The organism is Leucobacter sp. UCD-THU (assembly GCF_000349545.1).
Taxonomy (GTDB): Bacteria; Actinomycetota; Actinomycetes; order Actinomycetales; family Microbacteriaceae; genus Leucobacter; species Leucobacter muris.
Map to the genome: position 1 here is coordinate 21,915 of NZ_APJM01000028.1, position 26,176 is coordinate 48,090.

23 protein-coding genes are annotated in these 26,176 nt (G+C 72.5%); 8 read left to right on the forward strand and 15 right to left on the reverse strand.

Annotation, left to right across the window (positions count from 1 at the left end; genetic code table 11):
• Window positions 1–28: 28 nt before the first annotated feature.
• From H490_RS17035 to H490_RS17055, 5 genes are read right to left on the reverse strand one after another with little or no spacing between them, the layout of a single operon-like run.
• Window positions 29–1,762 (reverse strand): ABC transporter ATP-binding protein, encoded by a 1,734-nt coding sequence (locus tag H490_RS17035; RefSeq protein ID WP_017882594.1) that lies wholly within the window; start codon window positions 1,760–1,762, stop codon window positions 29–31.
• Window positions 1,759–2,673, reverse strand: coding sequence for an ABC transporter permease (locus H490_RS17040; protein WP_017882595.1), 915 nt, complete (start codon window positions 2,671–2,673; stop codon window positions 1,759–1,761). Before H490_RS17040 ends, H490_RS17035 begins: the two co-directional genes overlap by 4 nt.
• A complete protein-coding gene (locus tag H490_RS17045; protein WP_031289474.1) occupies window positions 2,670–3,707 on the reverse strand; it encodes an ABC transporter permease in 1,038 nt (345 codons plus the stop codon). The genes H490_RS17040 and H490_RS17045 overlap by 4 nt, the downstream gene beginning before the upstream one ends.
• Window positions 3,704–5,410: an ABC transporter substrate-binding protein gene (locus tag H490_RS17050; RefSeq protein WP_017882597.1), complete on the reverse strand. Its 1,707-nt coding sequence runs from the start codon at window positions 5,408–5,410 to the stop codon at window positions 3,704–3,706. The genes H490_RS17045 and H490_RS17050 overlap by 4 nt, the downstream gene beginning before the upstream one ends.
• Window positions 5,407–7,134, reverse strand: coding sequence for an amidohydrolase (locus H490_RS17055; RefSeq protein ID WP_017882598.1), 1,728 nt, complete (start codon window positions 7,132–7,134; stop codon window positions 5,407–5,409). The genes H490_RS17050 and H490_RS17055 overlap by 4 nt, the downstream gene beginning before the upstream one ends.
• 155 nt (window positions 7,135–7,289) lie before the next feature.
• Between H490_RS17055 and H490_RS17060 the strand changes: the two genes are divergently transcribed.
• Both H490_RS17060 and H490_RS17065 read left to right on the forward strand, forming a co-directional pair.
• Window positions 7,290–7,988, forward strand: coding sequence for a TetR/AcrR family transcriptional regulator (locus H490_RS17060; RefSeq protein ID WP_017882599.1), 699 nt, complete (start codon window positions 7,290–7,292; stop codon window positions 7,986–7,988).
• 106 nt (window positions 7,989–8,094) lie between these two features.
• The gene (locus H490_RS17065) at window positions 8,095–9,441 is read left to right on the forward strand and encodes a M20/M25/M40 family metallo-hydrolase (protein WP_017882600.1); all 1,347 of its coding nucleotides are present in this window, start codon (window positions 8,095–8,097) and stop codon (window positions 9,439–9,441) included.
• Between the two features lie 106 nt (window positions 9,442–9,547).
• On the opposite strand, the gene H490_RS17070 is transcribed toward H490_RS17065, so the two are convergent.
• Complete coding sequence (locus H490_RS17070; RefSeq protein WP_017882601.1) at window positions 9,548–10,720, reverse strand: PucR family transcriptional regulator; 1,173 nt, start codon at window positions 10,718–10,720, stop codon at window positions 9,548–9,550.
• Between the two features lie 157 nt (window positions 10,721–10,877).
• On the opposite strand from H490_RS17070, the gene H490_RS17075 reads away from it, so the two are divergent.
• From H490_RS17075 to H490_RS17090, 4 genes are all read left to right on the forward strand, one after another.
• Complete coding sequence (locus tag H490_RS17075; protein WP_017882602.1) at window positions 10,878–12,209, forward strand: MFS transporter; 1,332 nt, start codon at window positions 10,878–10,880, stop codon at window positions 12,207–12,209.
• 58 nt (window positions 12,210–12,267) lie between these two features.
• Window positions 12,268–13,923, forward strand: coding sequence for a thiamine pyrophosphate-dependent enzyme (locus tag H490_RS17080; protein ID WP_017882603.1), 1,656 nt, complete (start codon window positions 12,268–12,270; stop codon window positions 13,921–13,923).
• A 55-nt stretch (window positions 13,924–13,978) separates the two neighbouring features.
• Complete coding sequence (locus H490_RS17085; RefSeq protein WP_017882604.1) at window positions 13,979–15,628, forward strand: amidohydrolase; 1,650 nt, start codon at window positions 13,979–13,981, stop codon at window positions 15,626–15,628.
• 133 nt (window positions 15,629–15,761) lie between these two features.
• Window positions 15,762–17,021 (forward strand): M20 family metallo-hydrolase, encoded by a 1,260-nt coding sequence (locus tag H490_RS17090; RefSeq protein ID WP_017882605.1) that lies wholly within the window; start codon window positions 15,762–15,764, stop codon window positions 17,019–17,021.
• Window positions 17,022–17,041: 20 nt separating this feature from the next.
• On the opposite strand, the gene H490_RS17095 is transcribed toward H490_RS17090, so the two are convergent.
• Genes H490_RS17095 through H490_RS17120 form a run of 6 tightly spaced genes read right to left on the reverse strand, consistent with a single transcriptional unit; the run spans window position 17,042 to window position 22,260 of the window.
• A complete protein-coding gene (locus tag H490_RS17095; protein WP_017882606.1) occupies window positions 17,042–17,914 on the reverse strand; it encodes an amino acid ABC transporter permease in 873 nt (290 codons plus the stop codon).
• Window positions 17,911–18,558 carry an amino acid ABC transporter permease gene (locus tag H490_RS17100; RefSeq protein WP_017882607.1) on the reverse strand — a complete coding sequence of 216 codons (648 nt, stop codon included), beginning with the start codon at window positions 18,556–18,558 and terminating at the stop codon, window positions 17,911–17,913. Before H490_RS17100 ends, H490_RS17095 begins: the two co-directional genes overlap by 4 nt.
• 47 nt (window positions 18,559–18,605) lie before the next feature.
• Entirely contained in the window at window positions 18,606–19,508 is a 903-nt protein-coding gene (locus H490_RS17105; RefSeq protein ID WP_017882608.1) for a transporter substrate-binding domain-containing protein, read from the reverse strand.
• A gap of 46 nt (window positions 19,509–19,554) precedes the next feature.
• A complete protein-coding gene (locus H490_RS17110) occupies window positions 19,555–20,313 on the reverse strand; it encodes an amino acid ABC transporter ATP-binding protein (protein ID WP_017882609.1) in 759 nt (252 codons plus the stop codon).
• Window positions 20,310–21,524, reverse strand: coding sequence for an amidase (locus H490_RS30885; RefSeq protein WP_017882610.1), 1,215 nt, complete (start codon window positions 21,522–21,524; stop codon window positions 20,310–20,312). The genes H490_RS17110 and H490_RS30885 overlap by 4 nt, the downstream gene beginning before the upstream one ends.
• The gene (locus H490_RS17120; protein WP_017882611.1) at window positions 21,517–22,260 is read right to left on the reverse strand and encodes an aspartate/glutamate racemase family protein; all 744 of its coding nucleotides are present in this window, start codon (window positions 22,258–22,260) and stop codon (window positions 21,517–21,519) included. Before H490_RS17120 ends, H490_RS30885 begins: the two co-directional genes overlap by 8 nt.
• A gap of 112 nt (window positions 22,261–22,372) precedes the next feature.
• Between H490_RS17120 and H490_RS17125 the strand changes: the two genes are divergently transcribed.
• Together H490_RS17125 and H490_RS0115285 are read left to right on the forward strand one after the other, a co-directional pair.
• Window positions 22,373–23,032 (forward strand): GntR family transcriptional regulator, encoded by a 660-nt coding sequence (locus H490_RS17125; RefSeq protein ID WP_017882612.1) that lies wholly within the window; start codon window positions 22,373–22,375, stop codon window positions 23,030–23,032.
• Between the two features lie 97 nt (window positions 23,033–23,129).
• Complete coding sequence (locus H490_RS0115285) at window positions 23,130–23,519, forward strand: TIGR02611 family protein (protein ID WP_017882613.1); 390 nt, start codon at window positions 23,130–23,132, stop codon at window positions 23,517–23,519.
• Here H490_RS0115285 and H490_RS30890 read toward each other — a convergent pair.
• The 3 genes from H490_RS30890 to upp form a co-directional block, all read right to left on the reverse strand.
• A complete protein-coding gene (locus H490_RS30890) occupies window positions 23,512–24,138 on the reverse strand; it encodes a DUF4870 domain-containing protein (protein ID WP_031289482.1) in 627 nt (208 codons plus the stop codon). The genes H490_RS0115285 and H490_RS30890 overlap by 8 nt on opposite strands.
• A 110-nt stretch (window positions 24,139–24,248) precedes the next feature.
• Window positions 24,249–24,965, reverse strand: a complete 717-nt coding sequence (locus H490_RS17135) for a winged helix-turn-helix domain-containing protein (protein ID WP_017882614.1) — start codon at window positions 24,963–24,965, stop codon at window positions 24,249–24,251.
• Window positions 24,966–25,507: 542 nt separating this feature from the next.
• Window positions 25,508–26,146 (reverse strand): uracil phosphoribosyltransferase, encoded by a 639-nt coding sequence (upp, locus tag H490_RS17140; RefSeq protein ID WP_017882616.1) that lies wholly within the window; start codon window positions 26,144–26,146, stop codon window positions 25,508–25,510.
• Window positions 26,147–26,176 lie beyond the last annotated feature (30 nt).

The following is a 26,176-nucleotide window of genomic DNA, read 5'->3' on the forward strand; positions in this document are numbered from 1 at the left end:
AGCAACCGGCCCCGCCGTGCCGCTCCCGCTACGCCGCTTGCTCCCACAGCGGCTCGGGCCGCGAGTCGAGCAGGCGGCGGGTGTACTCCTCGCGGGGATCGCCGAGGATCTGCGACGTGCGGCCGTGCTCCACGACCCGCCCGCGCTGCATCACCAGCGTCTCCTCGCACACGCGCGAGACCACGGCGAGGTCGTGGCTCACGAACACGATCGTGAGGCCGAACTGCTCGCGCACCTCCTCGACGAGCTCGAGCACCTGCGCCTGCACCGACACGTCGAGCGCGCTCGTCGCCTCGTCGAGCACGAGCATGCTCGGCTGCGCGGCGAGCGCCTTCGCGAGCGCGACGCGCTGCCGCTGACCGCCCGACAGCCCGCGAGGGCGAGAGGCCGAATGCTCGGGGCGGATCCCGACCCGCTCGAGCAGTGCGGCGGCCTCGCGCTCAGCGTCGGGCCGCGAGGCGCCGCGGTGCAGTCGCACCACGTCGGCGACCGCGCGCCCCACCGCGATGCGCGGGTCGAGCGAGAGATACGGGTCCTGGAAGACCATCTGCGTGTGGGCGGCCAGGGCCCGCCGCTCCGCCGCGTTCAGCGCCCGCTGCGGCCGCTCGGCGCCGTCGACGGTCAGCGCGCCCGAGCTGGGCTCCTCGAGGCCCACGATGATGCGGGCGAGCGTCGACTTGCCCGATCCCGACTCGCCGACGATGCCGAGCGATCCGCCCCTCGCCAGCTCGAAGCCGACCCCCGACAGCGCCTGCACGTCGTCGCGCCCCGGCACCCGGTAGCGCTTCGAGATGTTCTCTGCGCGGATCGCGGCCGCGGGCCGCGGGGGCTCGGGCGCCCCGGGCTTCGGCGCGCCGTGCTCCGGCGCGCCAGGCGCGCCAGGCGCGTCGGACGCGGTGGCGGCCTGCGTATCCGGCGCGCCCGCCGCCCCGAACCGGTCGAGCTCGATGCGCGGCGTCGCGGCCAGCAGCTCGCTCGTGTACTGCTCGCGCGGGACGCGGAACACGCTCTCGGTGGCGCCCTCCTCGACGACGAGCCCGCCGCGCAGCACGACGACCCGCTCGCAGAGCGACGCGGCGAGGCCGAGGTCGTGGGTGATGAAGAGCATGCCCATGCCGCGCGCCTGCTGCTGCTCGCGCAGCAGCTCGACGATGCCGGCCTGCGTGGTGACGTCGAGCGCGGTGGTGGGCTCGTCGCAGAGCAGCAGCTCGGGCTCGTCGAGCAGCGCGGCCGCGATCATCACGCGCTGCAGCATGCCGCCCGACAGCTGGTGCGGGTACTGCTCCAGCAAGGCAGAAGCGCGGGGCAGCCCGACCTGTTCGAGCTGGGCGACCGCCTTGGCGTCGGCGTCGGCGCGGCTGAGGCCGTGCCAGCGCACGAGGGTCTCGGTGAGGAAGTCGCCGAGGGTGCGCACGGGGTTGATGCCCGAGCGCGGATCCTGGAAGATCATCGACGCGCGGGTGCGGCGGATCGCGCGTAGTTCGGCGGGGGAGGCGGTGACGGTGTCGACGCCGGCGACGCGCACCGAGCCGGTGAGTGCGGCCTGCTCGGGGAACAGGCCGAGTGCGGCCCGGGTGGTGAGCGACTTGCCCGATCCGGACTCGCCGACGAGGGCGACCGACTCGCCCGCGCCGACCGACAGGGAGACGCCGTGCAGCAGGGGGCCGCGGCTGGGCACGCGCAGCGTGAGGTCGTCGATCCGCAGCAGCGGACCGCCGGCCCGGCCGGCGGCGTGCGCGGGAGTGCGAGGTGCAGCGGTCATGAGAAGTTGCCTCCGATTCGGTCGGACAGTTCTTCGCCGATCACGTTGATGGCGACGACCACGAGCACCACCACGGCGGCGGGCACGAACGTGGGCAGCAGGGCCCCGCTCATGAGCGCGCCGCGGCTCTCGTTGATCATGGAGCCCCAGTCGGCGGTGGGCGCCTGCACGCCGAGGCCGATGAACGACAGCGCGGCGAGGTCGGCGAGCACGTAGCCGAAGTTGAGGGTGGACTGCGCGCCGACGGTGGGCACGACGTTCGGCAGCACGCGGGTGAACGCGATCCACGAGCTGCGGAAGCCGAGCACGCGGTAGGCCTGCACGTAGGGGCGGGAGCGCTCGGTGATGATGAGGCCGCGGGTGAGCCGCGCCACGTAGGGGATGTAGGCGATCGTCATGGCGAGCACGGGGGCGAACAGCCCCTTGCCGAAGAGGGCGACGCCGAGCATGGCGAGCAGCATTGCGGGGAACGAGAACAGGAAGTCGAAGACCCGCGAGAGCACGGCGTCGACCCAGCCGCCGCGCCAGGCGGCGACGAGGCCGAGCACGAGACCCAGCGCGGTCGAGCCGACCACCACGATGAGGGGGCCGATGAGCGAGGTGCGCGCCCCGAACATGAGCCGGGTGAGCAGGTCGCGGCCGAGCGCGTCGGTGCCGAGCCAGTGCGCCCAGCCGGGCCCGGCGAGCACGTTCTGCAGGTCGACGTGGTCGGGATCGTAGGGTGCGATGACCGGCGCGAGGGCCGCGGCGAGCACCACGGCCGCGACGAACACGACGGCGATGCGGCCGGTGGTGCTGAAGAGGCCGCGGCGCTTCGGCTTCACGGGCAGGGCGAGGGCGCGGGTGCCCTCGGGCTGCGCGGACGGAGTCGGGGCCGCTGCGCGGCGCGAGGGGCTGGCTGCGGTGCTCATCGGGTCTCCGTTCCCGCGGCGATGCGCGGATCGATCAGCGGTTGGATGAGGTCGACGACGGTGTTGACGGTCACGAAGGCCACGACCACCACGAGCACGATCGCCTGCACGACGGGGAAGTCGAGGCGGTCGACCGACTGCACGAGCAGCGAGCCGATGCCGGCGAGGCCGAAGGTCTGCTCGACGATCGCGCTCGAGACGAGCAGGCCGGCGACGAGTACGCCGCTCACGAGCAGGATCGGGCTGATCGCGTTGCGCAGCACGTGCCGCAGCACGACCGACGACTTCGTGAGGCCGCGGCTCGTGGCCACCTCGACGTGCTCGCGCACGAACTGCTCGTTCATCGAGGATCGGGTGACGCGTGCGACGAGCGCCACGAAGGCGAGGCCGAGCGCGAGGGCCGGCAGCACGAGGTGCACGAAGCGGTCGAGCCCCTCGTCGCCGCTGCCGAACGAGGGGAACCAGCCGAGCTGCACGGAGAAGACGGCGATGAGCAGGATCGCGATCACGAACGACGGCACCGCGCCGAGCGCGGTGGAGGTGATGAGGATCGCGCGATCCGCGAACCGGCCGCGCCTCAGGCTCGCGAAGATGCCGGCCGCGAGGCCCAGCACGGTGATGAGGATCGCGGCCATGGCCACGAGCTCGAGCGTGACGGGCAGGCGCTGCAGCAGCACGTTCGACACGTCGTCGCGGTACTGCAGCGAGCGGCCGAAGTCGCCGCGCAGCACGCCGCCGATCCAGCTGAGGTACTGCTCGACGGGCGACTTGTCGAGCCCGTACTGGCGGGTCACCTCGGCGATGGCCTCGGGGCTCGGGCTGCGGCCGCGCAGCAGGAAGCGCGCGGGGTCTCCCGGCACGACGAAGCGCGAGAAGAACACCACGAGCGAGGCGGCGAACAGCGTCGCCATGAGGCCGACGATGCGGCCGGCGATGAAGCGCGCGGTGCGCGCGCCTCGGCCGGGCCCGCGGCCCTCGCTCTCCTGCAGGCGCACGGCCCGCGTCTGCGCGGCCCCCATTGCGGTATCGGTCATCGCTCGGCCCTTCCGATCGTCGCGGCCCAGGGGTAGTACATGTAGGAGATGGACGGGTCGACGCCCGTGATCCGATCACCCATCCACAGGGTGGTGGGCAGGTCGATCAGCGGGATCCAGGGCAGTTCCTCGCTGGCGATGCGCTGCGCTTCGGCCGAGAGGAACGAGCGCTCGCCCGCGTCGTCGGTCTGCAGCGCCCGGTTCACGACGTCGTCGAACTCGGGGTTCGACCACTGCCCGTAGTTGGAGAACTCGCCCGTGCGGATCACCGCGTACATCTCGAGGGGGTCGGTGCTCGACAGGTACCAGGTGGTGGCGAACAGGTCGACGCCCTCGATGGCGGTGGGGTCGGAGAACAGCAGCGTGTAGGCGTTCGGGGTGCGTGTCTCGATCTCGATGTCGAGACCGATCTCGCGGCCCGCCGACGCGACGGCCTGCGAGATCACGTCGAACGACGAGTCGAGCGAGGCGGTGACGTAGGTGATCTTCGCGCCCTCGGCTCCGGCCTCCCTCACGAGTTCGCGGGCGGCTTCGAGGTCGTAGTCGTGGTCGGGCAGGTCGTCGAAGGCCTCGCGCACGGCGTCGGGATCGCCGTTGATCCACACCGACTCCGACGTGAGGGCGTCGCTCGGGCTGCCGTAGCCCTGCACGGCCGCGCGCACCAGCGCTTCCCGGTCGATGGCCATGGTGAGGGCCTGACGCACGCGAGCGTCGCCGAGCGGGCCCTCCATGTCGGAGACGATGAGGCTCTGCACGGTCGCGTTGGTGCCGAAGTAGACGGAGCCGGTGTCGCTCGCGCGCAGCACGTCGATCGCGTTGCTCGGGATCGTCCACGCGCCGTCGATCTCGCCGGTCTGCAGGGCGTTGACGCGTGCGTTGGGGTCGTTCAGCACGACGAAGGTCATCTGCTCGGCCTTCGCCCGAAGCTCGGGATCCCAGTAGTCGTCGAATCGCTCGAGGGTGATCGACTCGCCGGCCCGCCACTCGCCGAACGAGAAGGGGCCGGTGCAGTTGACGCCGGTGGACTGGTTGCCGTAGTCGGCGCCGGCCTGCTCGGTGCTCTGCGCCGACTGGATCACGCCGGGGGCGGCCGACATGAGCTGGTTGAACTGAGAGTCGGGCACGACGGTGCGCACGGTCACCTCGTGCTCGCCGGTCTGCTCGATCGTGTCGACGTTCTTGAAGCTGTCGTACCAGAACGAGGCGACCTCGGGGTCGAGGTGCCGGCTCAGCGACACGACCACGTCGTTCGGGGTCATCGGGGTGCCGTCGTGGAACCGCACGCCCTCGCGGATCGTGTAGACCCAGCTCAGCGGGTCGGGGTGGTCGACCGCGGTGGCGAGGCCGGGCGACTGCGACAGGTCGGAGTTCCAGCGCAGCAGCGACTCGCACATGTTCGAGAGCACCGTGTTGTCGGCGTAGTCGAAGGCGTAGGCGGGGTCGAGGGAGTACGGCTCGGTGGCGAGCGCCCAGGTGAAGGAGTCGATGTCGCCCGCGGGCTGGGGCGTATGGGCGGTCAGCTCGAAGGTGCCGGCGTCGCGGCCGACGGCGCTCTGGCCGCAGCCCGCGAGTGCGCCGATGGCGAGGGCGCCGACGCCCGCGGCCGCGAGTAGCCGGGCGGTTCGGGATCGCGCGCGGCGGCCGGTCGCGTGAGTGCGGTCGGGTGCGGGTGCGCCGCCGGCCCCGGGGATCCGGCCCGTCACGCCTCTGCGCCCGTCGCGTCGAGCTGCGGGGCGCGCTGCGCCGCCGCGATCGGATCCGAGCCCTCGGCGCGCGAGTAGACGCGCTCGCCGCCGATCCAGGTCTCGTCGACGACGGCGCCGCCGATCTGCTCCGCGGGCAGTTCGAAGAGGTTGCGGTCGACGATGGCGAGGTCGGCGTAGTAGCCGGGCACGAGCCGGCCGGTCGCGTGATCGAGATGGTTGATGCGGGCGGTGCCCTGCGTGTAGGCGTCGAGGGCCTGCGCGAGGGTGAGCTTCTGGTGCTCCGGGCCGAGGGGCGGGCGCTGCGCGCCCGGCGCGACCCGGTTCACGGCGACGTGGATGGCCGCGATCGGGTCGGGGCTCGACACGGGCCAGTCGCTGCCCGCTGCGAGCGCGGCCCCGGTCGCGGCGAGTTCGCCGAAGGGGTAGTGGTGCGCCTCGGCGTCGCCGGCGAGGAAGGGGAGCGTGAGCTCGTCGAGCTGGTCCTCGTGGCACGCCCACAGCGCCTGCATGTTGGCGGTGGCGCCGAGCGGGGTGAAGCGGGCGACGTCCTCGGAGCGCACGACCTGCAGGTGCGCGAGGTGGTGGCGGTTGTCGGTGGGGCCGTTGGTTGAGAGGGCCTGGTCGAGCGCGTCGAGCGCGTCGGTGACGGCGCGGTCGCCGAGCGCGTGGAAGTGCACCTGCACGCCCTCGCGATCGAGCGCGGTGACGAAGTCGGCCATCTGCCGCGCGTCGAAGAACGAGATGCCGCGGTTGTCGGTGGCGCGCCCGTGGTGGTCGAGGTAGCAGTCGTGCATGGCCGCGGTGAAGTTCTCGGCGACGCCGTCGACCATCACCTTGACCGAGCCGAGCGAGAGGCGGTCGGGGTCGCACTCGGCGGCGGCCTCGTCACGGCGGGCCAGGATCGGTTCGAGCTGGGCGTCGCCGTCCTCGCGGTTCCACCACTGCGCGCCGCGCACCCGCACCTTGAGGGTGCCGTCGGCCGCGGCGCGCCGGTAGACGGGCACGGTGTCGGGGCTGCCCATGAACTCGCCGACGGCGGCGTCCTGCCAGGCGGTGATGCCGAACGACACGAGGTGCTCCTGCGCGGCGAGCAGGCCGGCGTAGGCCTTCTGCTGGGTGGCGCGGGGGCGCACGCGGTCGAAGAGGCCCATCGCGCCCTCGTGGGCGGTGCCGGCCGGGGTGCCGTCGGTCTCGCGCTCGAAGCGGCCGTCGGCCGGGTCGGGGGTGTTCGCGTCGATGCCCGCGAGTTCGGCGGCGCGCGTGTTGAACCAGGCGCCGTGGTGGTCGCGGTTCTCGAGGAAGACGGGTCGGCCGGGCACGACGGCATCGAGCATCCGGCGGGTGGGGGTGCCGCCGGGGAAGGAGTCCATCGACCAGCCGGCGCCGAGGATCCAGTCGAGCTCGGGGTGGGCCTCGGCGTAGGCGGCGATGGTGGCGAGCGCGTCGTCGGCGGTGTCGCACTCGGTGAGGTTGCAGCTCAGGAGCTCGATGCCGGCGCTGACGGGGTGCACGTGCGCGTCCTGGAAGCCGGGGATGAGCAGGCGGCCCGCGAGGTCGATGCGCTCGGCGGCGGTTTCGGCGAGGCGGGCGACCTCGTCGGGGTCGGTGCTGAGGATGCGGCCGTCGGCGATCGCGAGTGCGCCGCGCCGGGGGCGGGCCTCCGTGCCGGTGTAGATCCAGCCGTTCTCGAACACGACGTCTGCTTGCGGGGTGTGGGTCACCGGTGCCTCCTGGGGTATCGTCATCGATCCGTGCTGCAACAGTAGGAGCATAGGCCGGCAATGTCAATTAGATTGACATGAACGTTGACAGAACGATGACGGGGGTGTTTCCGACGCCTACACTGGTGTGAGGAATCCGAACGACGGGAGTCGAGATGGTGGAGGCTGCGACGGAGCAGACGGCTGGCGCGCGCCGCGTGCGGCTGGATCGGCGCATGATCGTCGACGCGATGCTGGGGCTGGCCCGCGACGAGCCGCACACCCGGATCACCTTCAAGCGCCTCGGCGAGGCGCTCGGGGTCGATGCGACGGCGATGTACCGGCACTTCCGCAACAAGGACGAACTCACCCGCGCCGCGCTCGACCGCATCACCGGCTGGGCCACCGACGCGGGGCGCGCGAGCTCGGGCAGCTGGCGGCAGCGCCTCGAGACCCACCTGATGCGCACGGCCGAACTCGCCCTCGAGTACCCCTCCATCGGCGCCGAGGGCGCGATCATCGACCCCGTCGGCCCGGGCGACACCTCGGCCGTCGAGTTCATGCTCGAGATGCTCGCCGAGAGCGGTCTGCGCGACGCGGAGCTGCTGCGCGCCTACGCCGCGATCTCGGGCTTCGCGCTCTCGCAGAGCTCGGCCCTCGCCCACGACGTGCTGCGCAACCCCACCGCCGCGCGCGACGGCTCCGAGCCGTGGATCAGCACCTTCGGGTCGATCAACCTCACCGAGTACCCGCTCGTCAACGAGCACCGCGACGCCCTGCTCGCGATGGACGGCATGACCGTCTACCGCGCCGGCATCTCGGCGATCCTCGACGCCGTCGAGATGCGGCAGGCCGCCGCGCGCCCCGTCGCCTGAGCCCGAGGCGCCCCGAACGGGCGTGCGCAGGAGGCGAGGATGCGCGGGACACGCCCTAGGCTGGAGGGGTCGGGGCCCGAACCCCGGCGCGACTGGAGGTGCGAGGGTGACGGAGGAGCGGATCGACGGATCCGGCGGAGCCGGCGAGGCGATCGAACTGCTGCGCGAGCTCATCCGCGAGGGGTGCGTCAATGACGGCACGCCCTCGTCGGGGCAGGAGATCCGCAACGTGCGGGTGCTGCAGCGCTTCCTCGCCGACGCGATCGCCCTGGGCCGCATCGAGACCCAGGTGCTCGAGTCGGCGCCGGGCCGGGCCTCCCTCGTCGCACGCGTGCGGGGCACCGATCCCGACGCCCCCGCCCTCGGCCTGCTCGGCCACCTCGACGTGGTGCCCGTCGACCCCGACGGCTGGACCCGCAACCCGTTCGGCGGTGAGCTCATCGACGGCGAGGTGTGGGGGCGCGGCGCCGTCGACATGCTCTACCTGACCGCGGCGTTCGCCTGCGTGCTGCGCGAGGTCGCGCTCGCGCCGCGGCCGCCGCGCGGCGACCTGGTGCTGCTCGCCGTCGCCGACGAGGAGGCGGGCAGCGACCTCGGCATGCACTGGCTCGTGCGCGAGCACCCGGAGGCGGTGCGCGTCACCGAGGCGCTCTCGGAGTCCGGCGGCATGCGCATGGGGCGCCACGTCGCGATCGAGGTCGCCGAGAAGGGCTCCGCCGGCCGCCGCCTCGTGGTGCGCGGCAAGCCGGGCCATGCGTCGATCCCGTTCGGCGCGACGAGCGCCGCCTACCGCATGGGCGAGGTGCTGCAGCGACTCGAGGCGGTGATGCCCGCGGCGCAGCTCGGAGAGCTGTGGAACGCCTTCGTCGACGCCCGCATCGACGACCCCGAGCTCGCCGAGCGGCTGCGCGATCCGGTGCGCCTCGACGCGGCGCTGCCGCAGCTCGGCGGCATCGCCGGGTACGCGCACGCGGTGTCGCGGATCACGATCTCGCCGACCGTGGTGCGGGCCGGCGCCGCCCACAACGTCATCCCCGGTTCGGCCTCGATCGATCTCGACATCCGCACGCTGCCCGGCACGAGCGACGAGGAGGTCGACGAGCTGATCGCCGCCGTGCTCGGCCCGCTCGCCGACGAGGTGGAGATCCGCCGCCTGCGCGGCTGGGCCGCCACGGGATCCCGCTCCGACACGCCGCTGTTCGCGGCCATCAAGCGCGCGATCGCGGAGGTCGCCGACGCGCCGACGGTGCCGATCATGGCGGCGGGCGGTTCGGACGCGCGCGTGCTGCGCGAGCTCGGGATCCCCGCCTACGGCTTCGGCCTGCTCGCACCTGGCTGGAGTTACGAGCGCTACCGCGAGGGCGTGCACGGCAACGACGAGCGCATCGATCTCACCTCGATCGAGCTGTCGATGGCGGCGCTGCGCAGCATCGTGAGCGAGAGGATCGGCTAGGGCGCGTCTCGGGGTCGCCTAGGCGCCGAGGGGCGGATCTCGCTGGTTCTGCCGCAGGGAGGCCTGCGGAACCCGCCCCTCGGCGGAGGGCACATGCCCCTCGCTCTCACGCCCAGCCGACGACGAGGCGCGCGGCCTGCTCGGGCACCGTCGGATCGACGCCCGTGAGCTCGGCGAAGCGCCGCAACCGGTTCGCGAGGGTGTTGCGGTGGCAGAACAGTTCGGCCGCCGAGTCGCCGATGCTGCCGGTGCGCAGGTAGCTGCGGGCGGCCTCCTCGAGGCGGGCGCGCTCGGTCTCGCCGCAGCCCGCGAGCGCGGCCTGCACGTCCGAGAGCACGGGGCGCCCGGCGGCGAGCAGGCTGCGCGCGGCGAGCCGAGCCCAGCCGCGGCTCCAGGTCATCGCCCCGTCCTCGCCCGGGGCGAACACCCGCGCCAGCTCGCGGGCCGTGCTCGCGGCGCCGCTGAGCGCCGGGAGCCCCGAGTTCGAGACCGTCGCGCCGATGCGCAGGTCGAGCAGCCGGCGTCCGAGCTCCTCGATGCGCGATCCGGGCAGTTCGAGCTGCCGGGTGAACGCCACGAGCGTGTCGCCGAGGTGGTGGGTGAACACGCGCGCCCCGGCCCGCTCGAGTTCTGAGACCGCGACGCGCAGCGGGGCGATGTCGTCCTCGACCGCGGCGAGCACGACGAGCGGTGCGTCGGCGGGAAGGCCGAGCTCGTCGGCGACGCGCTGCAACTGGGTGCCGGAGGGGATCGGTTCCTGGAAGAGCGACGCGATGAGGCCCTGCCGCACGGAGGCCTGCTCCTCGCGCATGCGCTCGCGCTCGGCGACGTACGCCCGCTGCGTCTGCCCGACGTACTCGTCGACGGTGCGCAGCACGATGCCGGTGTGGCGCACGATGAGCTCGGCGTCGTCGGCCTCCGCGACGCGCGTGAGCGCCTCCCAGAGCACGGTGAAGTCGTGCCGGATGGCGGTCATGAGCGAGGGGAGGGGGATGCCGGCGCGGGCGCGCGAGACGCCCACGTCGGTGGCGATCGTGATGGCGTGGTCGAACCCTCCGGAGCGCAGGCCGTCGATGAGCGTGAGGAACGAGAGGCGGGCCGTGCGGCGCACCTCGGAGGCGGGGATGGGTGCCGGGTCGTAGGCCGGCACCGCGACGACGAGCGCGAGGAACGTCTCGGTGAGCTCGTCGGCGTCGAGCCGGTCGAGCAGCTCGAACCAGCGCTCGGCGTCGCCGGGCGCGGGCGTGTCGCTCAGCGGGTGGGCGGGATCCGGAACCATAGCCCCAGTGTATGTGCACATGCACAATCTGCGGCCGCGATCCGGGGGCGATACGTGCCCGCAACAGTGCGAAACGCCTGAGATTCTAGAGGGCGTGGCCGCCGCGACCGCGACGGCACGCCCGCACCGGATCCCGCATCCTCGACGGAGAGAGAGCATGAGCGAGACAACCAACACGTCGGCGATCGAGTACGACGCCACGCAGGAACTGAGCATCAAGGACGCCAACAAGGTCGCCCTCGGTGCCCTGATCGGCACCGCGCTCGAGTGGTACGACTTCTTCCTGTTCAGCGCCGCAGCCGCGCTGGTCTTCAACGTCCAGTACTTCACGAGCGAGAACGCGACGGCCGCGGCCCTCGCCTCGTTCGCCACCTTCGGCGTCGGCCTCGCCGCCCGCCCGATCGGCGGCATCATCTTCGGACGCATGGGCGACCGCATCGGCCGCCGCAAGGTGCTGATGATCACGATCGTGGGCATCGGCCTCGTGACCGGCCTCATCGGCATGCTGCCGACCTACGCGGCCATCGGCATCGCCGCCCCGATCCTGCTCGTGCTGCTGCGCGTGCTGCAGGGCCTCTTCGTGGGCGGCGAGTGGTCGGGCGCCATGACCATCGTGGTCGAGAACGCGCCGCTGCACCTGCGCGCCCGCTACGCTGCGATCCCCCAGATCGGCTCGCCGATCGGCACCATCCTCTCGTCCGGCGGCTTCTTCATCATGACGCTGGTGTTCTCGCAGCAGAACTTCGACGCGTGGGGCTGGCGCATCCCGTTCCTCATCGCGCTCCCCCTGCTGCTCGTCGCCGTCTACATCCGCTCGAAGCTCGAGGAGTCGCCGGTCTTCCGCCAGCTCGAGGAGTCGGGCGAGGTCGTCAAGAGCCCCGTGCTCACCACCTTCCGAGACAGCTGGAAGCAGATCATCGTCGGCATGGCCGCGGCCCTGCTCGGCGTCGGCGGCTTCTACCTCGTGACCGCGTTCTGCGTCTGGTACGGCGTGAACGTGCTCGGCTACGACTCGTCGCTGATGCTGCTCGGCTCGATGGTCGCGGCCGCGGTCGAGATCTTCGTGCTGATCTGGGGCGGCAACCTGGGCGCCAAGTACGGCGCGAGCCGCGTGATCCTGTGGGGCGGCGTGCTGTCGGCCGTCGTCGCGGTGCCCGCCTTCCTGCTGCTCTCGTCGGGCAACCCCGTGCTCGTGGTGATCGCGATGACCCTCGCGGTGTCGGCGCTCTCGCTGCCCTACGCCGCCTCGGGCACCGTGCTCACCGGCCTCTTCCCCGCGAAGACCCGCTACACCGGCGTCGGCCTCGCCCAGAACACGGCGGGCATGCTCTCGGGCTTCATCCCGCTGCTCGCCACCGGCTTCGTGGCCGCCGCGGGCGACCACTGGTGGCCCGCCGCCGCGATGCTCGCCTTCCTGTCGCTGTTCACCGCGGTCGCCGGCGCCATCGCGCCGGGTCTCAGCGTGAAGCTGCCCGGCTTCAAGCACTGACACCGCGCTCCGAATCCTGACACCCGTCTCCCAGCAGTCTCCCGAGAGGATCGAACCCATGTCGCAGTCAGCCGGACACCTGATCGTGCGCACGCTCGAGTTGCACGGCGTGGAGCGCGTCTACGCCGTTCCGGGCGAGAGCTACCTCGATGTGCTCGACGGCCTGCACGACTCCTCGATCGAGACCGTCGTGTGCCGCCACGAGGGGGGCGCCGGCTTCATGGCGCTGTCCGAGGGGCGGCTCACGGGGCGGCCGGGCGTCGCGATGGTCACCCGCGGGCCCGGCGCCGCGAACGCGATGATCGCGGTCCACACCGCCTGGCAGGATGCGACGGCCCTCGTGCTGTTCGTGGGCCTGATCCCGGTGGCCGACCGCGAGCGGGAGTCGTTCCAGGAGTTCAGCCTCTCGGGCTGGTTCGGATCGACCGCAAAGCGGGTGATGACGATCGACGATCCGGCGCGCGCGGGCGAGCTCGTCGACGAGGCGATGCGGATCGCCGCATCCGGTCGCCCGGGACCCGTGGTCGTCGGGCTGCCCGAGGATCTGCTCGTCGAGCTCACCGACGCCCCCGTGACGGGGCCGACCGCGGCCCCCGAGCTCGCTCCGGCGGGCTCGGAGATGCGGGCGCTCGCCGAGCGCCTCGCCCGCGCCGAGCGCCCCGCGTTCGTGGTCGGCGGCGACGGCTGGCAGTCCGGCTGCGGCGCCGAGCTCGCGGCCTTCGCCGAGGCGGCGGGCGTGCCGGTCTTCGCCGACTGGCGCGCCTACGACGCGGTGCCGCACGACAGCGGCGCCTGGGCGGGGTGGCTCGGGTACGGTCGCGCCGACGCCGTCGCGCAGGGCTATGCGCAGGCCGACCTGCTCGTCTTCGTGGGCTGCGCCCGCACCGACGTGCTCAGCGACGGCTACACGCTCGGCTTCGAGGCGCAGACCGTGCTGATCACGGCCGACCCCGAGGGCAAGGCCCACGCCGGCCGCATCGACCAGCAGATCGTCTCGACCCCCGCCGCCTTCGTGAGCGCGCTCGCGGCGACCGACGCGGCGACGGCGCGCGGCGCGCGCGACGGCGCCTGGCTCGAGGGCCGCGTCGCCGCGCAGGCCCGCTTCGCCGAGCACCGCGCCGACGCCTCCGTGCCCGGCGCGCTCGCCGATGCGGGGGTCGACCTCGGCATCGCCTTCGGCGAGCTCGACGATCGGCTGAACGGCGAGGCGATCCTCACCTTCGGCGCCGGCAACGCGACGATTTGGGCCCACCGCTTCGTGCGGCACCTCTCGCCCGCCAGCCTCGTGGGCGCCCGCAACGGCGCGATGGGGCTCGCGGTGCCGGGCGCGGTCGCCGCGTCGCTGGCGTTCCCCGACCGTCGCGCGGTCGCCGTGTGCGGCGACGGCGACTTCCTCATGAACGGGCAGGAGATCGCCACGGCGGTCGCCCACGGCGGCAAGCCGCTCGTGATCGTGGTCGACAACGGCATCTACGGCACGATCGTGCAGCACCAGGAGAAGCACTACCCGGGCCGCCCCTCCGGCACCCGCATGGCGAACCCCGACTTCAAGGCCTGGATGGAGTCCTTCGGCGGCCACGGCGAACGCGTCGAGACCACCGAGGCGTTCGCGCCCGCCCTCGACCGCGCCCTCGCGGCGGACGCGCCGGCCCTGATCCACGTGCTCATCAGCAGCGAGGTCATGCCGCCCGCCCCCGACGAGATCGCGGGCTGAGGGCCCAGCCCCGCACCGCCGCGCCGACCGCCCGCAAGCCCCAAGGAGCAGCCCCATGAAGCTCGACCTGATCCTCACCGCCGGCGAGATCCTCACCATGGATCCCGCACGCCCCACCGCCCGCGCCGTGGGCGTGCTCGGCGGCCGCATCGCCGGCTTCGACGAGCAGATCGCCGGGCTCGAGGCGGAGCGCGCGCTCGACTTCGGCGACGCCGTCGTCACGCCCGGGCTCATCGACGCCCACTGCCACACCGCCTGGTGGGGCCTCGGCCTCGCGTCGGTCGACCTCAGCCGCGCCCGCGGCCTCGACGAGCTCTACGCCCTGATCGAGGCCGAGGTCGCGCGCCTCGACGAGCTCGGCGACGCCGACGCCTGGGTGCACGGCACCGGCTTCAACCAGGGTCACCACGGCGACGCCTTCCCCGACATCGCCCGCCTCGACGAGATCACGGGCGACCGCCCCCTCTACCTGCGCCACACCTCGGGCCACGCGTCGATCACCAACTCGGCCACGCTGCGCCTCGTGGGCGCACTCGACCCCGGCTTCGAGAACCCCGTGGGCGGCGTGGTCGTGCGCGATGCCGACGGCGCCCCCACGGGACTCGTCGAGGAGGCGGCCCAGGGCCTCGTGCAGGCGCTGCTGCTGCCATACTCGACCGAGCGGCTCGTCGAGGCGCTCGAGGCGGCCACGTCGCGCTACGCCGCCGAGGGCATCACGAGCTTCACCGAGGCCGGCGTGGGCGGCGGCTGGATCGGCCACAGCCCGGTCGAGGTCGCCGCCTACCAGGCCGCCGCGGAACGGGGCCGCTTGCACGCCCGCGCACAGCTCATGCCCGCGATCGACGCCCTGCGCCCCCTCGAGGGGCACGCCGCCGACTTCCACCGCGAGGGCCGCGGGCGGGGGCTCGACCTCGGCATCCGCTACGGCTTCGGCGACGACGCCGTGCGCTTCGGACACGTCAAGGTGTTCCTCGACGGCTCGCTGCTCGGCGCGACCGCCGCCGTCACCGAGGACTTCTGCGGGCACGATCACAACCGCGGCTACCTGCTCGACGACCCCGAGACCTACCGCGAGCGGGCCCTGGGCGCCTACCGCGCCGGCTGGCCGCTCGCCCTGCACGCCATCGGCGACGCCGCGATCGACCTCGCGCTCGACCTCATCGAGGAGGCGCAGGAGCGCTACGGCCGCCTCGCCGCCCCCTGCCGCATCGAGCACTTCGGCATCGCCCGCCCCGACCAGCTCGAGCGCGCGGGCGGCCTCGCCGTCGCGGTCACGCCGCAGGCCGGTTTCATCGGCCCCATCGGCGACCAGATGGCGGATCGCGTCGGCCCCGACCGCGCCGGCTGGCTCTACCGGGGCCGCAGCGTGGTCGACGCGGGCATCCTGCTCGCCGGATCCTCGGACCTGCCCGTCGCCGACAACAACCTGCGGCGCGGCATGCAGTCGGCCGTCGACCGGCTCACCGACAGCGGGGCCGTGCTCGGCGCCGGTGAAGCGCTCACTCCCGAGGAGGCCCTGCGCACCCACACCGAGTGGGCCGCGCGGGCGACCGGCCAGATCGCCGACAAGGGCACCCTCGAGCGGGGCAAGCTCGCCGACTTCGCGGTGTTCTCGGCGTCGCCGCTCACCGCGCCGAGCATCGCGCAGCTCGACGTGGTGGCGACCGTGCTCGGCGGCGAGCTCAGCTTCGACGCGCGATCCTGACCCGCCGCCCTCCTTCCCGATCCCGTATGCCCCGAGGCCCGGCCCGACGGCGGTCCACGGGCACCGCCTCGAACGCCCCGCCCCGGGACAGGGGACCCGGCGGCTCCCAGACCCTCCCTCGAAAGGACGAAACATGACCGAGCAGAACAGCCCGAAGGCGGAAGCGTTCCTCGCCGACTGGGCCGTGCACTCCCGCTTCGGCGCCGTCGAGGGGACGGGCGGGGTCGAGCGCCAGGCCGCGAGCGCCGCCGACGGCGAGCAGCGCAAGTGGTTCGCCCGCCTGCTCGAGTCGCACGGCTTCACCGTGCAGCGCGACGCCGTCGGCAACCAGTTTGGGCTGCTCGAGCTCGTGCCCGGCGCCCCCTACGTGCTCACCGGCTCCCACATGGACTCCCAGCCCACCGCGGGTCGCTTCGACGGCGCCTACGGCGTGATGGCCTCGGCGCACGCCTGCTTCCGCGTCGCCGACGAGCTGCGCGCCTCGGGCGAGCAGCCGCGGTTCAACCTCGCCGTCGTCAACTGGTTCAACGAGGAGGGATCCCGCTTCAAACCCTCGATGATGGGCAGCTCGGTCTTCACCGGAAAGCTGCCGCTCATGGACGCGCTCGCGACGCCCGACCCGCACGGGGTGACCGTGAAGGACGCGCTCGACGCGATCGGGGAGCGCGGCGGCTTCGAGGGGCTCGACGTCGCCTCCTACGCCGAGATCCACGTGCAGCAGGGCCGCAGCATGGAGCAGGACGGGATCACCATCGGGCTCGTGAACGCCACGTGGGGGGCGCGCAAGTTCGAGTTCAGGATCACCGGCGAGCAGGCGCACAGCGGCTCGACCCTCATGGCCGACCGCCGCGACGCGCTGCTCGGCGCCGCCCGCCTCATCGTGGCCGCCCGGGAGCTCGTCGACGAGTTCGAGCCGGGCGCGCTGCACACGGCGTGCGGTGAGATCAACGTCTATCCGAACTCGCCGGTCGTCGTGGCGAGCGAGGTGCAGCTGCTGTTCGACCTGCGCTCGCCGAGCAGCGACGTGCTGACCGCCGCCTACGCCCGGGTCATGGAGACCGTCGAGCGGGTGCAGCGCGAGGACCGCGTGCAGATCGAGGTCGTGGCCGAGCACAGCTGGGATCAGAACCCCTACCCCGAGGCCGGCCTCGAGCTGGCCCGCGAGGTCGCGCAGCAGCTCGGGCTCACCCACGATCGCGTGATGACCGTCGCCGGCCACGACTCGACCAACATGAAGGACGAGGTGCCCACGGTGATGCTCTTCGTGCCGAGCGTCGACGGCATCTCGCACAACCTCAAGGAGTTCACCCGCGAGGAGGACCTGCTCGCGGGCGTCGATCACCTCACGGGCGTGGTGCGACGGCTCGCCGGGGGAGCGCTCGTCGCCGACTGACGCCCCGGCGGCGGGGCGGATCAGACGCGGGATCCCGCCCGGCGCGGCGCCGACGATCGTCGGGCGGCCCGCCCCGCCCCGCGCAGCCGCGCCTCGGTGGCGCGGGCGAGCCACGACAGCAGCCCGTTCACGACGAAGAAGATCGCGCCGATGAGCAGGTACATCTGCAGCGGGTTGCCGAGCGTCTGCACCGCGATCTCGCCCCGCCGCAGCAGCTCCTCGAAGCCGATGATGAAGCCGAGGGCGGTGTCCTTCACCACGATCACGAGCTGCGCGATGAGCGAGGGCAGCATGATGCGGAAGGCCTGCGGCAGCACGATGCTGCGCAGCGCCCCGCCCCGGCTCAGACCGAGGGCGAGGGCCGCCTCGGTCTGGCCCCGCGGCACCGCGTGGATGCCGGCGCGCACGATCTCGGAGATCGCGACCGAGTTGTAGATTGTGAGCCCGATGACGAGGTACCAGAGCAGCGGCAGGTCGACGCCGATCACGGGCAGCGCCCGCGAGGCGAAGAAGATCGAGATGACCACGGGCACGGTGCGGAAGAACTCGGTGACGCCCACGATGCACCAGCGGTACCAGGGCAGCGCCGTGACCCGCAGCAGCGCGATGGCCGTGCCGATGACGAGGCCCAGCACGATCGAGACCGCGCCCGCCGAGGCCGTGTTGCCGAGCCCGCCGAGCAGGAACCTCCAGACGGTCGCGAACTGCGGGTCGAAGGGGTTGAACAGCGGCGACCAGTGCCGCGCCTCGAGCTGCCCGGACTGCTGGAGGCGCACGCCGATGAACGCGGCGAGGGCGAGCAGTGCGGCGCCGACGACGGCGGTGATGATGCGCGTGCGGCGGCGGCCCCGCGGGCCGAGCCGGTCGAAGAGCACGGAGGGCGAACCGGTCATCGGAGGACCGCCTTTCGTTCTGCGAGCGAGAACAGCGCGCTGGTCGGCGCGATGATGAGCAGGTAGCCGATCACGACGCCGGCGAGCACCGGGATCACGTCGAGCCCGCGCGTCGCCGCGAGGGTGTCGGCCACGCTGAAGAGGTCGCCGCCCACGCCGATCGCGCCCACGAGCGCCGAGTCCTTGATCATGGCGATCGTGGTGTTCGCGAGCGGCGGCACGGCGGCGCGGAACGCCTGTGGCAGCAGGATCTGCGAGAGCGTCGTGCCGAAGCCGACGCCGAGGGCGCGGGCCGCCTCGGCCTGGCCGATCGGCACGGCGTTGATGCCGCTGCGCAGCGCCTCGCAGACGAACGCGGCGGTGTAGACCGCGAGCGCGCTCGTGCCGAACCAGAAGTACGAGCCCCGCACCCCGATCTCGGGCAGGCCGAAGGCGAAGAAGAAGAGCACGACGGCGAGCGGCACGTTGCGCATGGTGGCGACCCACCCGGTTCCGATCCGGTTGAGGATCGGAACCGGGGTCACCGAGCACACGGCGAGCAGCGATCCGAGCACGAGCGCCCCGAGGCCGCCCCACAGGCAGATGCTGAGCGTACGCAGCATCCCCTCGCCGAAGAGCGGCAGGTTGTCGATGATGACGGACACGTCGAGGTCCCTTCAGATCAGTGCGCGACGCGCGCGGCGGCCGGACGCTAGGCGCAGGGGATGAACTCGGGCAGCGAGGGCACCTCGGGCACGACGGTGCCGGCCGTGCGCTTCCACGCCTCGGCGAAGCGGCCGTCCTCGACGGCGGCGTTCAGGATGTCGTCGATGAACTCGCAGAACTCCACGTCGCCCTTCGTGATGCCGATGCCGAAGAGCTGGTCGAGGTACGACTCGCCGACGATCTTGAACTCGCCGTCGGCCTCGTCGGCGAGGCCGAGCAGGATCGTGCTGTCGGCGGCGATGGCGTCGACCTGGCCGGTGCGCAGCGCGTCGGCGCACTTCGAGTAGACGTCGAAGAGCACGAGCTGGGCGTCGGGATCGGCGAGGTGCTCGGAGATCGCGTCGAGGTCGGCGGATCCGGTCGCGCCGCACACCTTCACCGACGGGTCGCCGACCGACTCGATGCCGGTGATGGCGTCGTTGTCGGCGAGCGCCATGGTGAGCGTGCCGGCGTTGTAGTAGGGGCCCGCGAAGGTGACGCGCTCCTGGCGCTCCTCGGTGATCATGTAGGTGGCGATGACCATGTCGGCCTTGCCCGACATCACCGCCTCGTCGCGCACCTTGGTGTTCGTCTCGATGAAGTCGATCTTGTCGGCGGGGATGCCGAGCTCGCCGGCGATGATCTTGCCGATCTCGACGTCGAAACCGGTGGGCTGGTTGTCGAGCCCCTTCAGGCCGAAGAGCGGCTGGTCGAACTTGGTGCCGATCGTGACGGTGCCGGCCTCGGCGAGGCGCGCCATGGTCGAGCCCTCGGGGAAGTCGGTCGAGCTCGCGACGGCGGGCGCCTCGGCTCCGGCCGATCCGGAGTCGCCTCCCGAGCACGCGGTGAGCAGCAGCGCGCCGGCTGCGAGAGCGGCGAGCGCCGCGGCGGTACGGGTACGGTGCAACATGACAGTTCTCCTTTGATGCTGTGGTGATGTTGGTGGGGATTGCGTTTCAGTGCTGCAGCACGCGCGACAGGAACTCCCTGCCGCGCGCCGATGCGGGTCGGGTGAAGAACGACTCGGGTGTGGTGTCCTCGACGATGCGCCCGTCGTCCATGAACAGCAGGCGGTCGGCGACCTTGCGGGCGAAGCCCATCTCGTGCGTCACCACGAGCATGGTCATGCCCTCGCGGGCGAGCTCGGTCATCACGTCGAGCACCTCCTGCACCATCTCGGGGTCGAGGGCGCTCGTGGGCTCGTCGAAGAGCAGCGCCTCGGGCTGCATCGCGAGCGCGCGGGCGATCGCCACGCGCTGCTGCTGACCGCCCGAGAGCTGGTGCGGGTGCTTCTTCGCGTGGGCCGTGAGCCCGACGCGCTCGAGGAGCCGTTCGGCGGTGGCCCGCGCCTCGGCCCGCGGCACGCGGCGCACGCGGGTGGGCGCGAACATGATGTTCTCCTCGACGGTCTGGTGCGCGAAGAGGTTGAACTGCTGGAAGACCATGCCGACCCGCGTCCGCAGCCGGGTGAGGGCGCGTCCCTCCTCGGGCAGCAGCTCGCCGCCGATGCGGATCTCGCCCGCACGGATCGGTTCGAGGCGATTGATCGACCGGCAGAGCGTCGACTTGCCGGACCCCGACGGGCCCACGACCACCACCACCTCGCCCGGGGCGAGTTGCAGGTCGATCTGCTTGAGCACGTGGTGGTCGCCGTAGTACGTGTCGACGCCTCGCATGCTGATGAGCGCCGTCGTCTCGTCGCGCGCTTCGGTCATGATCCGCTCCGATCTGCATGCGCGTGTGCCGCATGCGGGTGTGCTCCGCGCCGGAGCGCGGCTTCGAACTGTCTCGCGCATTCGAGCGCGGTCGCCTCGTCGCGGGCGACGAGCTGCAGGCCGCCGACGCAGGCGACCGCGGCGTCGAGCGCCGAGAACAGGGCCGATGGCCATCCGAGCTCGGCCCGGATCGTCGCCTCGTCGACCCCGGCGGCGGGGATGCTCCTGCCGAGGGCGGGGGCGAGCACCGCGTCGTGCGCGTCGAGCACGCGGGCGAACGCGTCGCGGTGCGCCGCGAGGCGGGTCCTCGCGGCGTCGACGTCGCCGGCAGAGGCGGCCGCGGCGGCGAGCTTCGCGCGGATCGCGGGGCCGTAGCCCTCGGCGCCCGCCTCGTACCTGGCCCGGTGGGTGCGGTACGACTCGTCGTGCATCACCGTCCAGAACGGTTCGAGGGCCGCGCGGTCGACGTCGACGCGTGCGATCGGGCCCCAGTGCTCGGGGGCGGCGGGCGCCGGCCAGCCGGGAAGCCGCATCGCCGCGACGCGGGGGGCCTCGAGGGGGGCGCGGCCTGCGCGCAGCTCGCCGCCCGCGCTCCCGGCGCCGTGCGCGCCGCTCATCGCCTCCCACGCCAGGATCAGCAGCCCGACGTCGCGCGCCATCGGGCCGACCACGTCGAACGAGGGGGCGAGCGGGTGTATCCCGTCGACCGGCGTCGTGCCGGTGCGGGGGCGCAGGCCGACGATCCCGCAGCAGGCGGCGGGGATGCGGATCGAGCCCGCGGTGTCGGTGCCCAGGCCGATGTCGGCGAGGCCCGCGGCGATCATGGCTGCCGTGCCGCCGCTCGATCCGCCGGCCGTGAGCCCGGGGTGCGCGGGGTTCGCGATGCGGCCCCAGTGCGTGTTCTCACCCGTGACGCCCCACGCGAACTCGTCGAGGTTCGCCTTGCCCACGACGCGGGCCCCCGCGTTCACGAGGCGCGCGACGGCGGGGGCGCTCGCCGCGGCGGGTGCGGGATCGTACGCCCGGGATCCGCAGGTGGTGACGTAGCCCGCGGCGTCGATGTTGTCCTTGACGATGAGACGGGCGCCCGCGAGCGGACCGGTGCGCTCGGACCCCGCGCCCCGCGGGTGGAGCGGCGGCTCGCTGATGGTCATGTTGCCCGGCGCGCGGCGCTGGCCGGGCAGGGCGATGGCTGCGGAGCGGTCAAGCATGGCTCGGGCTCCTCTGCTGCTGACGCACGAGGGCGGCGGCGGTGAGCGCCATCGGGTCGAGCACGGGCAGGCCCGCGAACTCGGCGCCGAGCACGGAGGGCAGCTCGGTGCAGGCCGCGAGCAGCGCGCCGGCGCCCGTCTCGCGCAGTTCGCCGGCGGCGTCGCCGAGGAGCGCGGAGGCCGCATCGACGTCGCCGGCCTTCACGTCTCGAATCGCCTGCATGACGCGCCGCTGCAGCGGCTCCGGTGGCGCGAACGCGGGCACTCCGGCGGCGGCGAAGGCCTGCTGGTAGACGCCGGAGGCGATCGTGCCGTCGGTGGCGAGGATCGCGACGCCCTCGCCGCCGATCTCGCGCTCGGCGGCGACGCGCACGGTCTCGTCGACGAGGCTGATGAGCGGCACGTCGACGCCCTGCAGTGCGCGGTCGAGGAAGACATGCGCGGTGTTGCAGGCGACGACGAGCCGCTCGGCGCCGGCCGCGACGAGGGAGAGCGCGGCGGCTCGGATGGCGGGTGTCGGGTCGGCTCCGTCGGCGGTGAGGGCGTCGCTGCGGTCGGGGATGCGCGGGTCGCCCCAGATGATGAGGGGCAGGTGGTCCTGGTCGCGAGCGGCAGGGCTCGCGGCGACGATGCGGCGGTAGAAGTCGACGGTCGCGAGCGGCCCCATGCCGCCGATGACCCCCACGAGCCCGGTGCCGGGCGATCCCGGGCTCCTGGGAGCGGTACGATCCGTCATTCTCGCCTCCTTGCGATCACGAAACCAATATATCGGATTCAATGTATCGAATTTTGACAGACTCCGAGCGTCGAAGCAAGAGGCCGGGCGAACTGCGTTACATTTGGGCACCATGGAGCAGTTGCGAACCGTCGAGCGCCGCCGTCTGAGCGACGTGGCCTTCCAGCGTCTGCTCGAAGCGATCATCCGCGAGGACCTGGCGCCGGGCGCCCGCATCCGCGACGCCGAACTGGCCGCGCAGCTGGGGCTCTCGCGCACGCCGGTGCGCGAGGCCGTGAACCGGCTCGTCGATCTCGGGCTCGCCGAATCGAAGCCGAGCGCGCACACCCGGGTCACCACGCTCACCGCACGATCGGTCGAGCGCACACTCGAGATCCTGCAGTCGCTCGACCGGCTCGCCGTCGAGCAGGCCGTGCCCAACATCGGCCCGGCCCAGCTCGCCGAGCTGCAGCGCATGAACGACCGCTTCGCGGAGGCCATCCGCTCGGGATCGGCCGCGGCCGTGCTCGACGCCGATGTCACCTTCCACCAGGCGCTGCGGGAGTACGCCGAGAACCCCGTGCTCATGCGCGTGATGTCGCAGCTCGACCCGCACGTGCAGCGCATCCTCTTCCGCAAGTTCAGCTCGCGGCTCGGCGCGCCGAACACCGTGCACCACCACGTCGCGCTGCTCGACCTCATCGCCGCGGGCGACGCCGCGGGCGCCGCCTCGTCGTCGGCGCAGCAGTGGCGCGAACTGGGCGGGCAGATCGGCGAGCTCTTCGCCGACTGAACCGCGCCCGAGCGGCGGTGCGATGCGGCGCGCCCGCGGTCATCGCCGCGCGGCGATCCTTGGCTTCCGTCCAGCCCGAAGCCGTATCCTCGTGCCTATGTCCGACCCCTACGCCGACGACGCGGAGCGCGCCCGACGGCTGAGCAAGCGCTTCGGACGCCTCATGGAGCGGTGGCGCGCGATGATCCGCCGCCGCCCCTGGCTGAACACCGCCTACAAGGTCGCCGTCACCGTGCTCGGCGTGCTCGTGGTGATCGTCGGGCTCATCCTCGTGCCCCTGCCCGGACCCGGCTGGCTGATCGTCTTCATCGGGCTCACCATCCTCGGCACCGAGTACCACTGGGCGCGCAGACTGCTCGGATGGCTGCGCAAAGTGCTCGCCCGGTTCTGGGAGCGCTGGAACGCGTGGAGGGCGGCTCGTCGGGCCCGCAAGGCCGAAGCCCGCGAACCCGACGAACCGCCCTCCGGGGCGTCGTCGCTTACTTGACGAGGTCGAGGTTGAAGGCGAACGCCTTCGCATTGCCGGTGCGGTACGCCTCGGGCGCCTTGACCGCGGCGATGATGTGGAACACGAAGAACACGACCTGCGCGATCCACGCCACCGGAACGATGATGAAGTTCAGGTAGGGGATGAAGCTGCCGATCAGGACGATCACGTAGATGCCCGTGCGCAGCAGCGAGAAGTTGAGGTTGTCGCGGTGGAACGCGAGGGCGCGCGGGTTGCCCTTGTCCTTCTCGGTGAGGTAGAAGATCAGCGCCGGGATCCAGGTGAAGAACACCGAGAGCCAGTAGTTCAGGGTGATCGTGTTGGCCGGATCGGCGACGGGCTGCTGGTAGCCCGCGGGCGGCTGCTGGTAGCCGCCGGAGGGCGGGGCCTGACCGCCGGCGGGCGGCGCCTGGTACTGCGGCTGCTGGGGAGCCTGGTACTGGGGCTGCTGCGGCGGCACCGGCGGCTGGGGCGGCTGGTACTGCGGCTGCTCGGGGGCCTGCGGTGCGCTCGGCGCGGCGTTGCCCGGCGCCTCGCCGCCCGGGGCGGGAGGGGCGGGACTCTGCGGCTGCTCGGCGGAGCCGGAGGAGTTCTGATCCTCGGGGGGCAACGTGGTCATGGTGGGTCTCCTTCGGGACGGCGGAACTCCTACGACGTTACCGCAGGGCGGGGGGTCGCGGAAAGACTCAGGATGGCGGCTGGCCCGCACCGCGCATTCTGCGGCGGCGCTCAGAACACGTCGGGGCTCGGCGCGGCGGTGTGCAGGATCGAGACGTCGGCGTGGCGGTCGAAGCGGTACCCCGTGCCGCGCACCGTGCGCACGATGTCCTGGTACTGGGCGAGCTTCACGCGCAGGCGGCGCACATGCACGTCGATGGTGCGCTCGCTCGGCACCTCGTCGGCGGGGGCGTCGCTCCACAGGCCGGTGATCAGCTCTTCGCGGCTGATGGTGCGGCCCTCGCGCAGCACGAGGTACTGCAGCAGCTCGAACTCGCGGAAGGTGAGGGCGGCGGGCACGTTGTCGAGCAGCACGCGCTTGCGGGAGAGGTCGAGCACCACGCCGCCGGCGACGCGGTCGTCGGTCTCGGCCTCGTGCTGCTTCTGGCGGGCGTGCGCGGCGGGATCGCCGAGCGCGAGCCGCACCACGTCGACGTCGCGGCCGCCGGTGCCCTCGGGTGCGAGCGCCACGGCGGCGTAGGTCTCGGCAGCGGGGGCGAGCTCGGCGACGAGCTGCTTGATGCGGGTGACGATGGCGCCGAGCTTGGGGTCGCCGTCGGCGATCTTGTCGTCGGCGAGGCCCACGTAGAGGGCGAAGCCGCGCACTTCGGTGCCCTCGGGCACGTTGCGCTCGGGGGAGGCCTGCGACGGGAGCTCGGCGGCGAGGTCGGGGCGGGCCGAGCGGAGGGTCTGGGCGGTGCGGGCGGCCTGGGCGGTGGTGGCGTTCATGATGATGTCCTTCGGAGCTGTCGTGCCGCGTGCCGGAAGTCGAGCCGGGGTGGGGTGCGGCGGTGCGGCCGTGGCCGCGGGGTGCGATGCTGCGAGCGGGCCGGGGCCGGCCGGGCTCGCGGGGTGCGAATCGAGCTGCGGATCCGGAGATCGACGCGGGGCTCGGCGATTCACGCGAGTGCCGAGCCGGTGGGCTCGGCGGGGCGAACGAGGTTCAGAAGTCGTTCACATGCACATTCGACAGCGCATGACACCCTGACCGGCCATCATCATGCCGGTCTGCCCAAAGTTCACCTCGAAGGCGGACTGGGTGCGAATGGTCTCATGCATAAGGCACAGTTAAGCAAAGCATTGCTCGCCGTGTCAAGCGCGAGCCCGCAGCCTCGCGAGCGGAAGGGCTCGACCGGATCATCGGGTCCCACGCTTCCTTCGGACGAGAAGGAGCGATCCGATCCGAGGTATCGGTGAGATCCGAGCCAACGGTCGCCCCGTGCCGCGTGGTCCGTGACCAGGCGCGACCGGGAGCGCGGCTCGGGGAACGATCAGTGGTCGACGGTGCCGTAGAGGCGGTCGCCCGCGTCGCCGAGGCCCGGCACGATGTACGCCTGCTCGTTGAGCCCCTCGTCGAGCGCGCCGAGCACGAGGGTCACCTTGCGGTCGCCGGCGGCCTTGCGGATCACCTCGACGCCCTCGGGGGTGCCGAGCACGCAGATCGCGGTGACGTCGTCGGCGCCGCGCGCGAACAGGAACTCGATGGCCGCGGCGAGCGACCCGCCGGTCGCGAGCATGGGGTCGAGCACGAAGCACTGGCGACCCGCGAGCGAGTCGGGCAGACGCTCGGCGTAGGTGGTGGGCTCGAGCGTCTGCTCGTCGCGCACCATGCCGAGGAAGCCCACCTCGGCGGTGGGCACGAGCTTCACCATGCCCTCGAGCATGCCGAGACCGGCGCGCAGGATCGGCACGATGAGCGGCAGCGGCTCGCTGAGGCGCACCCCGGTGGTGGGGGAGACGGGCGTGACGATCCCGTGCGGCTCGACGCGCACCTCGCGGGTGGCCTCGTAGGCGAGCAGCGTCATGAGCTCCTCGATGAGCAGCCGGAACGTGGGCTGCGGCGTGTTCTCGTCGCGCAGCACCGTCAGCTTGTGGGTGATCAGCGGATGATCCGCAACGAAGACTCGCATGCGCCTATCCTATTGCCGTGCCCCCCTTCC

Bases quoted from the DNA above. Each gene is read 5' to 3' on its own strand.
- upp (WP_017882616.1), bottom strand. From the start codon at position 26,146: ATGCGAGTCTTCGTTGCGGATCATCCGCTGATCACCCACAAGCTGACG.
- H490_RS17040 (WP_017882595.1), bottom strand. From the start codon at position 2,673: ATGAGCACCGCAGCCAGCCCCTCGCGCCGCGCAGCGGCCCCGACTCCG.
- H490_RS17085 (WP_017882604.1), top strand. From the start codon at position 13,979: ATGAAGCTCGACCTGATCCTCACCGCCGGCGAGATCCTCACCATGGAT.
- H490_RS17060 (WP_017882599.1), top strand. From the start codon at position 7,290: ATGGTGGAGGCTGCGACGGAGCAGACGGCTGGCGCGCGCCGCGTGCGG.
- H490_RS17135 (WP_017882614.1), bottom strand. From the start codon at position 24,965: ATGAACGCCACCACCGCCCAGGCCGCCCGCACCGCCCAGACCCTCCGC.
- H490_RS17120 (WP_017882611.1), bottom strand. From the start codon at position 22,260: ATGACGGATCGTACCGCTCCCAGGAGCCCGGGATCGCCCGGCACCGGG.
- H490_RS17080 (WP_017882603.1), top strand. From the start codon at position 12,268: ATGTCGCAGTCAGCCGGACACCTGATCGTGCGCACGCTCGAGTTGCAC.
- H490_RS30890 (WP_031289482.1), bottom strand. From the start codon at position 24,138: ATGACCACGTTGCCCCCCGAGGATCAGAACTCCTCCGGCTCCGCCGAG.
- H490_RS17090 (WP_017882605.1), top strand. From the start codon at position 15,762: ATGACCGAGCAGAACAGCCCGAAGGCGGAAGCGTTCCTCGCCGACTGG.
- H490_RS17070 (WP_017882601.1), bottom strand. From the start codon at position 10,720: ATGGTTCCGGATCCCGCCCACCCGCTGAGCGACACGCCCGCGCCCGGC.
- H490_RS17035 (WP_017882594.1), bottom strand. From the start codon at position 1,762: ATGACCGCTGCACCTCGCACTCCCGCGCACGCCGCCGGCCGGGCCGGC.
- H490_RS17045 (WP_031289474.1), bottom strand. From the start codon at position 3,707: ATGACCGATACCGCAATGGGGGCCGCGCAGACGCGGGCCGTGCGCCTG.
- H490_RS17125 (WP_017882612.1), top strand. From the start codon at position 22,373: ATGGAGCAGTTGCGAACCGTCGAGCGCCGCCGTCTGAGCGACGTGGCC.
- H490_RS17095 (WP_017882606.1), bottom strand. From the start codon at position 17,914: ATGACCGGTTCGCCCTCCGTGCTCTTCGACCGGCTCGGCCCGCGGGGC.
- H490_RS17105 (WP_017882608.1), bottom strand. From the start codon at position 19,508: ATGTTGCACCGTACCCGTACCGCCGCGGCGCTCGCCGCTCTCGCAGCC.
- H490_RS17110 (WP_017882609.1), bottom strand. From the start codon at position 20,313: ATGACCGAAGCGCGCGACGAGACGACGGCGCTCATCAGCATGCGAGGC.
- H490_RS17075 (WP_017882602.1), top strand. From the start codon at position 10,878: ATGAGCGAGACAACCAACACGTCGGCGATCGAGTACGACGCCACGCAG.
- H490_RS30885 (WP_017882610.1), bottom strand. From the start codon at position 21,524: ATGCTTGACCGCTCCGCAGCCATCGCCCTGCCCGGCCAGCGCCGCGCG.
- H490_RS0115285 (WP_017882613.1), top strand. From the start codon at position 23,130: ATGTCCGACCCCTACGCCGACGACGCGGAGCGCGCCCGACGGCTGAGC.